We start from the raw sequence: 10,450 nt of genomic DNA on the forward strand, positions 1-10,450 counted from the left end.
TGGCGATCCCATGTCCGAAGCCTCCGCACCTCACGCCGCCGACCGCCGCGAACTCACCGCCGCGCAGCGCAACGCCGTCGCCGAACTGCTCCGGGTCTCCCCGGTCGCCGACGAGTTGGGCCGCCGCTTTGTCCGCGCCGGTCACGAGCTGCACCTGGTGGGCGGTTCGGTGCGGGATGCCCTGCTCGGTCGACTCGGGGACGACCTCGACTTCTGCACCGACGCGCACCCCGACGAGACCCTGCGGATCATCAAGGGCTGGGCCGAGTCGATCTGGGAGACCGGCCGGGAGTTCGGCACCATCGGCGCTCAGCGCGACGGCCTCCGGCTGGAGATCACCACCTTCCGAGCCGAGTCGTACGACCAGGTCAGCCGCAACCCGGTGGTGGTGTACGGCACCAGCCTCGACGAGGACCTGAAACGGCGCGACTTCACCATCAACGCGATGGCGGTCAGCCTGCCGGACCACCGGTTCACCGACCCGCACGGCGGGCTGGACGACATCTCGGCCAAGATGATCCGTACCCCGAGCACGCCGGGTGAGTCGTTCGGCGACGACCCGCTGCGGATGCTGCGGGCCGCCCGGTTCGCCGCCCAGCTGCGGTTCGCCGTGCACCCGGACGTGCATGTGGCGATGACCGAGATGGCCGCCGACCTGGACCGGATCACCGCCGAGCGGATCCGCGACGAGTTCACCAAGCTGCTCTGCGGCGCGGACCCGATCACCGGGCTGCGGCTGCTGGTCGACACCGGGCTGGCCGAGCGGTTCATCCCGGAGTTGACCGGGCTGAAGCTGGAGATCGACGAGCACGCCCAGCACAAGGACGTCTACGAGCACACGTTGACGGTCGTCGAGAACGCGATCTCCTACGAGGAGGAGGGCTGCGACTTCATCCTGCGGATGGCCGCCCTCCTGCACGACGTGGGCAAGCCGGCGACGAAGGCGGTCGGCTCCGACGGCCGGGTCAGCTTCCACCACCACGAGGTGGTCGGTGCCCGGCTGACCAAGGCCCGGTTGAAGGCGATGCGGTACCCGAAGGAGGTCACCGCGAAGGTGACCGCGCTGGTCGCGCTGCACCTGCGCTTCTACGGTTACGGGCGGGGCGAGTGGACCGACTCGGCGGTGCGCCGCTACGTCGCCGACGCCGGTGACCTGCTGCCTCGCCTGCACAAGCTGACCCGCTCCGACTGCACCACCCGCAACCGGCGCAAGGCCGCCCAGCTCGCGGCCGACTACGACGCGCTGGAGGATCGGATCGCCAGGATCGCGGCCGAGGAGGACCTGGCGCGGGTCCGACCCGACCTGGACGGCAACGCGATCATGGAGTTGCTCGGCGTACCGCCGGGGCCGGTGGTCGGGCGGGCGTGGAAGCACCTCAAGGAACAGCGCCTCGAACACGGTCCGCTGGACCGCGACGCCGCCGAGGCGGAGCTGCTGCGCTGGGCCCGCGCAGAGGGTTTGATCACCTAGCGCTTCGAGCTTCGCGATGACCGACGCCGACGGGGCGCCATCCCCGAACCGGGAGCGGCGGCCCGTCGGCGTACCCAGTCAGCGGCCTTCGACGGCTTTCCCGTCGACCGACGCGGTGCCATTGCCGGCCGGGGTGGACGCCGAGCCGAGCCGCGCCAGCAGGCCGGGCAGGTCGATTCCGGTGAGGTCGCTGCCGAGCTGGAGGCCCTGGGCCACATTGCCGGCCACCGACTTCGTCAGCGACGACGCGCCGTCGGTGGAGATGACGGTCATCTTGTCGATCGCCCCGATCGGCGCACTGGCCGCCTCGACGACCTGCGGCAGCACCTTGACCAGTAGGTCCAGCACGGCCGCCTCCCCGTACGCGGCGAACGCCTCGGCCTTGCGCGCCATCGCGTCCGCCTCGGCCTCACCCTTGGCCAGGATGGCCGCGGCCTCGGCCTGACCTTCCCGCTCCACCGCCTCGGCGATGGCGGAGCGCCGCCGCTGCTCGGCCTCACCCTCCTTGGCGCCCTCGATGGCGTTCGCCTCGGCGAGCGCGGCCCGCCGGGCCCGCTCACCCTCACCGGTGAGGCGGGCCTGCTCGGCGGAGGCCTGCGCGGCGGCGATGACCGACTGGCGCTGCGCGTCGGCGTGCAGCACCGCCGCGTTCCGGGACGCCTCGGCCTCCTGCTCCACCTTGTACCGCGCGGCGTCAGCCGGCTTGCGCACCTCGGTGTCGAGTTGGCGCTGCTTGAGTTCGGCGTTGCGCTCGGCAACCTTCTGCTGCTCGGAGAGGATCGCCTGGTCCCGCTCGGCCTGAGCGAGCGGCCCGGCGGCGGCGGACTTCGCCTTCGCCGCGTCGATCTCGGCCTGGATGCCGGCCTGCTTGAGGGCCAGGTTCCGGTTCGCCTCGGCGATGGCCTCCTCGGCGAGCAGCCGCTCCTGCTCGGCCTGCTGCCGGGCCCGCGCCTCGGCGATCGCCGCGTCCTTGAGCACCCGGGCGGCCTCGGGCCGGCCCAGGTCCTGAAGATAGGAGCCCTCGGCGAGGATGTCCTGGAGCTGGAAGGTGTCCAGCACCAGACCCTGGTTGGTCATCGAGTGCTCGGCCTCCTCGGCGACCGCGCTGGCGAACGCCGCCCGGTCCCGGATGACCTCCTCGACGGTGAGCCGGCCGACGATCGAGCGCAGCGCGCCGGCCAGCACCTCCCGGGTGAAGTTGTCGATCTCGTCCTGCTGGTGCAGGAACCGTTGGGCGGCGGCCCGGATCGCGTCCTCGGTGCCGCCGACCTTGACGATCGCCACCCCGTGCAGGTCGGCGCGGATGCCCTGCTTGCTCACGGCGCCCCGGATGCCGACGTCGATCCGCCGGCTGGACAGGTCGAGCGACTGGAGCTTCTGCACCACCGGCAGCACGAACACCGAGGCGCCCAGCACGACCTTCTGCCCGGAGTTGTCGGTGGACCGCCCACCGTCGGCGGTCTGCGTGGTGCGGCCCTTGCGGCCGGTGACGATGAACGCCTCGTTCGGGCCGGCCACCTTGATCCGGGAGAGCACGAAGAACACCAGGATGAGCGCGAGGAGTACCGCGCCGCCGATGGCGATGAGTAGGGCCATATGAGGAGTCCCGTCTATGAGGGGGAAGGTCAGTAGGTCTCTACGTGCACGCTGGTCTCGCTGAGCGCCTGCACGACGAAGACCTGGGCGCCGATCGGGATCGGTTGGTCCGCGCGGGCGCTGAGTTTGACCGGTTGGCCGGCGAGGCGAATGCGGACCTCGCCGTACCCGTTGGCCGGCACCGGGGTGACGACCAGGCCGAGCGCGCCGACCAGGTCGTCACGGGTGGGGGTGGGGTCGGTGCGCATGTTCCGCGCCGCCCGGCTCAGCCGGGACGCCAACCAGCCGGTGGGCACGGCCGCGAGCACGCCGCCGGCCACCGCACCGACGACCATGCCGGGTGTACGCGCACCGAGCAGTTCGTTGACGATGGCCCCGCCGAACCCGAACGCCCCGGCGAAGCCGGCGACCGTTTCGACCGAGATCGGCCCGTCCACGTCGGCGTGCCCGAACTGGAGCAGCTCGGTGCCGAGCAGCGCGAGCGCGAGCACACCGATGCCCGCCCCGCCGATGATCAGAAAGATGAGCGTCCCCGCTGCCACGATCTGCACGGTATCGACGTCACGCAACGCCCGACCGCTCCACGGAACAGCACCGGCGGAGGTCGGGGAGAATGGCCTGATGCGCTGGACCGTGCTCGACTCACCGATCGGCGAGTTCTCCGTCGCCACCGATGGCACGAACGTCTGTGGCACCGCCTTCGGTCGGGTCGACGCAGCGGTCGACGAGCCCGGCGACGCGCTGTCCCGGCGGGCGGTGACCGAGCTGCGGGCGTACTTCGCCGGTGAGTTGACCGCGTTCGGCGTCCCGGTGTCGATGCCCCGGGGCTCCGACTTCGAGCGGGCCGTGTGGCGGGAGATGACCCGAATCCCCTATGGGGAGACGCTGACGTACGGCGACGTGGCGCGCCTGGTCGGTGACGCCGGGGCGGCGCGGGCGGTGGGTGTGGCCTGCAACCGCAACCCGGTGCCGGTGATCGTGCCGTGTCACCGGATCGTCGGCGCGGGCGGCAAGCTGGTCGGCTTCGGTGGGGGCCTGCCGCGCAAGGTCAAGCTGCTGGAGTTGGAGGCCGCGGTCGCCCTCCGACACGCGTGGTCCTGACCAGCCATTGCCGAGCCTGGTTGACGTACCCCCGGAAGAGCTATACAAAAACGGTATGGCCTTCACCCTGACGCTCAAGCCCGAGGTCGAGCAGCGCCTTCGGGAGCTGGCCGAGGCGGAACACCGTTCGATGCACAAGACCGTCGAGGTGGCGATCCAGGAATACCTCGAGCGTCAGGAGCGCAACGAGTGGACCCGTCAGGCCGCCCGACGGGTCCTGGAGGAAGACGCCGAATTCTTCGAGATGTTGGGGGATCGGTGATTCAACCGTGGCCCGAGCCGGAGGACCTGTTGATCCTCTTATCCGAGCACACAGGCCAGCACAGTCGCGTCAGGGACGGCGGCATCCTCGTCGCTGCGGCGGCCCGCCCGCACGCCCGGATCCTGGGGCGTGCCGTGTACCCCACCGCGCTGGACAGGGCGGCGGCGTTGATGCACGGGTTGATGGTTTGGCGGCCACTCGACATGTGGAACGCGGGCCTCGCCTGGGCGGCGATGCGGGTCTTCCTGATCCGTTGCGGGGTTGCGCTACACATGCCGGCCAAGGAGCGGATGGCGCTCACCGACGCGTTGGCCAGTGGTGAAATCGATTCGGTCGACGAGCTGGCGCTGCGGCTGTCGCCGTACCTGGAGATGACAGGTTGAAACGCGGCGAGGGCCGGGTCCGTTCGGACCCGGCCCTCGCCGATGCTGTTGGTGTTCAGCAGGTCAGCGCGTTACCTCGCCGGCGATGAACTCCTCGACGGCCTGGTGGGCGTCGTGGTCGGCGTACTGCACCGGCGGGGACTTCATGAAGTACGACGAGGCCGACAGGATCGGGCCGCCGATCTTCCGGTCCAGGGCGATCTTCGCGGCCCGGACGGCGTCGATGATGACGCCGGCCGAGTTCGGGGAGTCCCACACCTCGAGCTTGAGCTCGGCGTTGAGCGGGGTGTCACCGAACGAGCGACCCTCCAGGCGGATGTACGCCCACTTGCGGTCGTCCAGCCACGGCACGTGGTCCGACGGGCCGATGTGCACGTCGCTCTTGCTCATCTCGTGCGGGATCTGCGAGGTGACCGACTGGGTCTTCGAGATCTTCTTCGAGACCAGCCGCTTGCGCTCCAGCATGTTCATGAAGTCCATGTTGCCGCCGAAGTTGAGCTGGTACGTGCGCAGCAGCTCGACGCCGCGGTCCTCGAAGAGCTTCGCGAGGGCGCGGTGCACGATGGTGGCGCCGACCTGGCTCTTGATGTCGTCACCGACGATCGGCAGGCCAGCGTCGGTGAACTTCTGGGCCCACTCCGGGTCGGAGGCGATGAAGACCGGCAGGGCGTTGACGAACGCGCAGCCGGCGTCGATCGCGGCCTGGGCGTAGAACTTGGCGGCCTGCTCGGAGCCGACCGGCAGGTAGCAGACGACGACGTCGACCTGCGCGTCGCGCAGCGCCTGCGCCACGTCGACCGGGGTGGCGTCCGACTCCTCGACGATCTCGCGGTAGTACTGGCCCAGACCGTCGAAGGTCGGACCGCGCTGCACGCTGACGCCGGTCGGCGGCACGTCACAGAGCTTGATGGTGTTGTTCTCGCTGGCGACGATCGCCTCCGCGAGGTCCATGCCCACCTTCTTGGCGTCCACGTCGAATGCCGCGACGAACTCCACGGCGTTGACGTGGTAGTCGCCGAAGGCGACGTGCATGAGACCCGGGACGCGGTCGTTCGGGTTGGCGTTCCGGTAATACTCGACGCCCTGAACCAGGGACGAGGCGCAGTTACCCACACCGACGATGGCGACGCGGACGGAGCCCATAGCGTCTGCCTCCTTCTTTTCTGTCACGGCCGCTCATTCCTGGTCTCTCCAGGCGGAGGCGGGCTGTTGTCTTCTCGTCGGCCGCCGGCTGTCCCGGTGTTCGGGACCGTCGGGGCTCGGCCGGAGCGCTCGTTGGCGATGAGCTCCTCCAGCCAGCGGACCTCGCGCTCACAGGCATCAAGGCCGTGGCGCTGCAGTTCCAGCGTGTAAGCGTCGAGGCGCTCGGCTGCCCGGCCCAGCACGTCACGAAGCCCTTCGCGACGCTCCTCGATCTTGCGGCGGCGACCCTCCAGAATGCGCAGTCGGGTCGCCTGGTCGGTCCGGGCGAAGAACGCGAAGTGCACCCCGAAGCCCGTGTCGTCGTACGTCTCGGGCCCGGCCTGTGCGATCAACTGGGCGAAGCGTTCCTTGCCTTCCGCGGTGATTTTGTAGACCACCCGACCTCGTCGGCTGGTCAGCGCGGGAACCTCCTCGGCAGTGGCGGGTGTCTCAGCAGCTTCGGTGATCCATCCCACCGCCTGCAGCCTGCGTAGCGTGGGATAGAGCGAGCCGTAGCTGATCGCCGCCCGGATCGCGCCGAGTTTGGCGGTCAGCTCCTTGCGCAGCTCATAGCCGTGCATCGGAGACTCCTGCAGGAGGCCGAGGATGGCGAACTCAAGCACTGGCCACCCTCTCTTTACCCTCCGGCGTGGAGTGGTAACCGCCGCGATGTATCGGACCGATACATCGCACGTTAGCGGGTCGTACGAGCCAGGGCAAACCCCCGTTCCGAGATGTCTTCGTCACGGATTGTGAGCATGGTCGCCTGCTCGGGCCGGACCGCGTACCCTTCTCCGCATGCGTACGCAGCGCCAGGTCGTCGACTACTCGCTTCAGAAGCGAGCAGTGCTGCGTGAGCTCCTGGCCGGGCGAGTCGGCACGTACGACGTCTGCGATGCGTCGCCGTACCTGAAGAACGCCGCTCGGTTCCACGGCGAGCCGACCGACCGCCGCTGCCCGATCTGCCGCAGCGAAAACCTGACCCTGGTCCACTACATTTACGGTGACGAGCTCAAGCAGTCCGCCGGGCAGGCCCGGACACTGACCGAGTTGCCCGTGCTGGCGATGACGCTGCGTGAGTTCCAGGTCTTCGTGGTGGAGGTGTGCCTCGGTTGTGACTGGAACCATCTCGTCGAGCAGTACCTGCTCGGCCGGGACGGTCTGGCCGGCGACAGCGACGGCACCAGCGAGCAGGACGCGGCGGGCGCCGAAGGCGCCGGTCGGCGGAGGCGAGAGGCGCAACGGTGATCTCACCTGGTTGGACCGGCCCCGGGGCCGCAGACGTAACCCGGGACGGCCGACCGGCTGTTGGCCCGATTGGCCCGATTGATACGGCAATGACCCTGGTCGGTTGGCACCCCCGTGCCGGCCTCCCGGGTGAAGCAACTCACGGCAACCCGGTGGCGGCGCAGTCGCGCCCCACCGCGACCGGCAGGGTGTGAGGAATGAACTCGTACGGCGATCCCAGTTCTGCGCGCGGACGGGCCCAGTACCCGGGTCCGGACGGTGACCCCGGACCGGGCGCGGACGACGCGTACCGCAGACCCGGCGGTGACTCCGGCGGGAGCGGCTGGTCAGCCTCGGAGGGTGGCGCGGCAGCCCCGGGCCGCGCCTCGGTGACCCCGCGGGCGGCCGGTGGACGAGCCACGGTTGGCGGCTCGGCCTCGGTGCCGCCGCGTGGCGGCGTGGCCGCCGGGTCCGCCTCGGTGGGCTCCGCAGCGACCGGTCGGGCCGGTCGGGCCTCGGTGCCGGTGTCGCCGGCACCCGGTGTGGCCGCCGGCCGCGCGGTCCCCGGTCGGGCCTCGGTGCCCGTCTCCCCGGCACCGGGCGCGCCGGCAGGTCGGGCCGCGGTCGGCGCCGCCGCTGTCGGTGCGGCCTCGGTGGGCACCGCCTCGGCGGGCCGGGCCAGCGTGGGCTCCGCGTCGGTCGGTGGTCGTGCGGCGGTCGCCCGGGCGAGCGTCTCACCGGTCTCCGGTGGGCCGGGCGGTCCCGGTGGGCCGGGCGGTCCGGGCGGTCCCGGTCGGGGTGGTCGTGGTCCGGGTGACTCGGGCGCGGCGGCACGGGCGAAGAAGCGTAAGCGGATGAACCTGCTGATCGCCGGGTTCGCCGTCTTCATCATGCTCGCCGGCCTCGGTGTGGTGACCTTCACCTACTACTCGACCAACGTGGTCATGCCGAACGAGATGCCGCTGCCGCTGTCCACCACCGTGTACGCCAAGGACGGCAAGACGCAGCTCGCCAAGCTGGGCAGCGAGAACCGCAGCTTCGTCACCATCCAGCAGATCCCGCAGCACGTGCAGGACGCGGTCGCCGCTGCGGAGGACCGGAACTTCTACCGGCACTCGGGCGTCGACTACAAGGGCATCGTCCGGGCCGCATGGAACAACGTCTCCAACGGTGACAAGCAGGGCGCCTCGACGATCACCCAGCAGTACGCCCGCAACGCGTTCGAGAACCTCAAGGACGACACGTACGGCCGGAAGGTGAAGGAGGCCATCCTCGCCTCCAAGCTGAACGACAAGTACAGCAAGCCAGAGATCATGCAGCACTACCTGAACGTCATCTACTTCGGACGCGGCGCGTACGGCATTGAGGCAGCGGCGCAGACCTACTTCGGCAAGCCGGCCCTCAAGCTCACCCCAGCGGAGGGTGCGGTCCTGGCCGCACTGATCAAGCAGCCGCAGGCGACCGACACCCACCGGGGGTACGACCCGTCGGTCAACCCGACCGACGCCAGGACTCGGTGGGACTACGTGATCGATGGCATGGTCAAGGAGGGCTGGCTTGGTGTGCCCGGCAAGGAGCCGCGGCCCACTGAGTACCCCAAGGTGCTGCCGCCGAAGAAGGACGGCGTCGGCTTCGGCGTCGACAGCCCGCGCGGCAACGTCATCAACTACGTCCGTCAGGAGATGGACCAGATGGGTCTGTGCTCCGACAACGGCGCGGAGGGCAAGGTCAGTTGCGTCGACGCCCTGCGGGACGGTGGCTACCGGATCACCACCACCATCGACCCGAAGCTCCAGGCGGCCGCCGAGAACACCGCGATGCAGTCGAAGAAGGGCTCCGAGCTCTACGACCAGCCGAAGAACCTGATGGCGGCAGTGGTGTCGATCGACCCGTCGAAGGGCCGCGTGCTCGCCTACTACGGCGGTGACAGCGGCGCCGACTTCGACTACGCCGGCAAGAACGTCGACAAGAACGGCGACCTGACCGGTGGGCACCAGCCGGGCTCGTCGATGAAGGTGTACACCCTGGCCGCCGCGATCGAAGCTGGCATCTCGGTCAAGTCGCACTGGGACCCCACGCCGTACAAGCCCAAGGGCTCCAGGGACACGATCGGTAACGCCAACCGCACCAACCTCAAGTGCGGCAAGTACTGCACCCTCGAAGAGTCGACGATCCAGTCGTACAACGTGCCCTTCTACTGGGTCGCCGACACGATCGGCGCCGACAAGGTCGTCGACATGGCCCGGAAGGCCGGCGTGACCACCATGTGGGGCGTCGACCCGCCGCAGGCCTTCGACCTGTCGAAGAAGGGGCCGAACCCGTTCGACAACTACACCGCCTTCGGCAAGTACCCGATCACCGTGTTCGACCACGCGAACGCGATGGCGACCTTCGCCAACGACGGCAAGTACATCAAGGCCCACTTCATCATCAAGGTGGAGCAGCAGGAGAAGGACACCGGCAAGTGGAAGGTGGTCGGCAGCGAGCGCATCAAGGTGGAGCAGCGGATCCCCAAAAAGATCACTGACGAGGTCACCGGCGTCCTGAAGCAGATCCCCCGGCCGAACAACATCTCCCTGGAAGACGGCCGCCAGGCCGCCGCCAAGACCGGCACCTGGGAGTACGACAACAAGGACAACTCGCACGCCTGGACGGTCGGCTACACCCCGCAGAACGCCACAGCGGTGTGGGTGGGCAGCCGGGATCCGAAGAAGCCGCAGATCAAGCTCACCGGCGGCAAGGACATCGGCGGTTCGACGCTCCCCGGCCCGATCTGGGAGAAGTACATGAACACCGCCCTGAAGGGCCAGGAGGAGATTCCCCTGCCCAGCGTCACCGGCGAGGGTGATGTCACGAAGGGCAACGGCAAGGAGCCGCCGCCGCCACCACCACCGACCAACCCGGGGGGTCAGCCCGGCCAGGGCGCCCCCTGTAACCCGCTGATCGACCTGTTCTGCAACCCCGGCGGGAACAATCCCGGTGGCAACCCTGGGGGTAACCCCGGTGGCAACCCTGGCGGTAATCCCGGCGGTAACCCCGGCGGCGGCGGACAAGGTGGTGGCGGTGGCGGGCTGCTACCCAGCCTGCCACCCACCAGGGACTGACCCCGCACCATCGCACAACGCCGCCGCCGGCCGCGAGCTGGGGGAAGCCGGCCGTGACGTCGCGAGTGACTTGAGGATTGTCCGGATTGATGACGGTTGCTATCCCGGATCGACGGTGACCGTC

At 69.5% G+C, this 10,450-nt stretch carries 10 protein-coding genes; 6 read left to right on the forward strand and 4 right to left on the reverse strand.

The annotated features are described in order from the left end of the window. The first annotated feature begins 10 nt into the window (after positions 1 to 10). Positions 11 to 1,471 carry a CCA tRNA nucleotidyltransferase gene (locus tag ABZU52_RS07975; protein WP_354970318.1) on the forward strand — a complete coding sequence of 487 codons (1,461 nt, stop codon included), beginning with the start codon at positions 11 to 13 and terminating at the stop codon, positions 1,469 to 1,471. 78 nt (positions 1,472 to 1,549) lie between these two features. Here ABZU52_RS07975 and ABZU52_RS07980 read toward each other — a convergent pair whose 3' ends face one another. Then, positions 1,550 to 3,067 carry an SPFH domain-containing protein gene (locus ABZU52_RS07980; RefSeq protein ID WP_354970319.1) on the reverse strand — a complete coding sequence of 506 codons (1,518 nt, stop codon included), beginning with the start codon at positions 3,065 to 3,067 and terminating at the stop codon, positions 1,550 to 1,552. A 29-nt stretch (positions 3,068 to 3,096) separates the two neighbouring features. Then, on the reverse strand, positions 3,097 to 3,618 hold the full coding sequence (locus ABZU52_RS07985; protein WP_354970330.1) for a hypothetical protein: 522 nt from the start codon (positions 3,616 to 3,618) through the stop codon (positions 3,097 to 3,099). A gap of 70 nt (positions 3,619 to 3,688) precedes the next feature. On the opposite strand from ABZU52_RS07985, the gene ABZU52_RS07990 reads away from it, so the two are divergent. The 3 genes from ABZU52_RS07990 to ABZU52_RS08000 are packed head-to-tail and all read left to right on the forward strand — an operon-like array spanning position 3,689 to position 4,813. Then, positions 3,689 to 4,168, forward strand: a complete 480-nt coding sequence (locus ABZU52_RS07990; protein WP_354970320.1) for a methylated-DNA--[protein]-cysteine S-methyltransferase — start codon at positions 3,689 to 3,691, stop codon at positions 4,166 to 4,168. 55 nt (positions 4,169 to 4,223) lie between these two features. Next, the gene (locus ABZU52_RS07995; protein WP_088987059.1) at positions 4,224 to 4,430 is read left to right on the forward strand and encodes a ribbon-helix-helix protein, CopG family; all 207 of its coding nucleotides are present in this window, start codon (positions 4,224 to 4,226) and stop codon (positions 4,428 to 4,430) included. Further along, positions 4,427 to 4,813, forward strand: a complete 387-nt coding sequence (locus tag ABZU52_RS08000; RefSeq protein ID WP_354970321.1) for a hypothetical protein — start codon at positions 4,427 to 4,429, stop codon at positions 4,811 to 4,813. Before ABZU52_RS07995 ends, ABZU52_RS08000 begins: the two co-directional genes overlap by 4 nt. Before the next feature lie 63 nt (positions 4,814 to 4,876). Here ABZU52_RS08000 and ABZU52_RS08005 read toward each other — a convergent pair whose 3' ends face one another. Further along, positions 4,877 to 5,956, reverse strand: coding sequence for an inositol-3-phosphate synthase (locus ABZU52_RS08005; protein WP_238669615.1), 1,080 nt, complete (start codon positions 5,954 to 5,956; stop codon positions 4,877 to 4,879). 23 nt (positions 5,957 to 5,979) lie between these two features. After that, on the reverse strand, positions 5,980 to 6,618 hold the full coding sequence (locus ABZU52_RS08010) for a PadR family transcriptional regulator (protein ID WP_354970322.1): 639 nt from the start codon (positions 6,616 to 6,618) through the stop codon (positions 5,980 to 5,982). A gap of 175 nt (positions 6,619 to 6,793) precedes the next feature. On the opposite strand from ABZU52_RS08010, the gene ABZU52_RS08015 reads away from it, so the two are divergent. Together ABZU52_RS08015 and ABZU52_RS08020 are read left to right on the forward strand one after the other, a co-directional pair. Next, positions 6,794 to 7,243 (forward strand): DUF5318 domain-containing protein, encoded by a 450-nt coding sequence (locus tag ABZU52_RS08015; RefSeq protein WP_354970323.1) that lies wholly within the window; start codon positions 6,794 to 6,796, stop codon positions 7,241 to 7,243. A gap of 197 nt (positions 7,244 to 7,440) precedes the next feature. Further along, the gene (locus ABZU52_RS08020) at positions 7,441 to 10,326 is read left to right on the forward strand and encodes a transglycosylase domain-containing protein (protein ID WP_354970324.1); all 2,886 of its coding nucleotides are present in this window, start codon (positions 7,441 to 7,443) and stop codon (positions 10,324 to 10,326) included. Positions 10,327 to 10,450 lie beyond the last annotated feature (124 nt).

The sequence above is a fragment of the Micromonospora sp. NPDC005220 genome (genome assembly GCF_040607895.1).
Lineage (GTDB): Bacteria > Actinomycetota > Actinomycetes > Mycobacteriales > Micromonosporaceae > Micromonospora.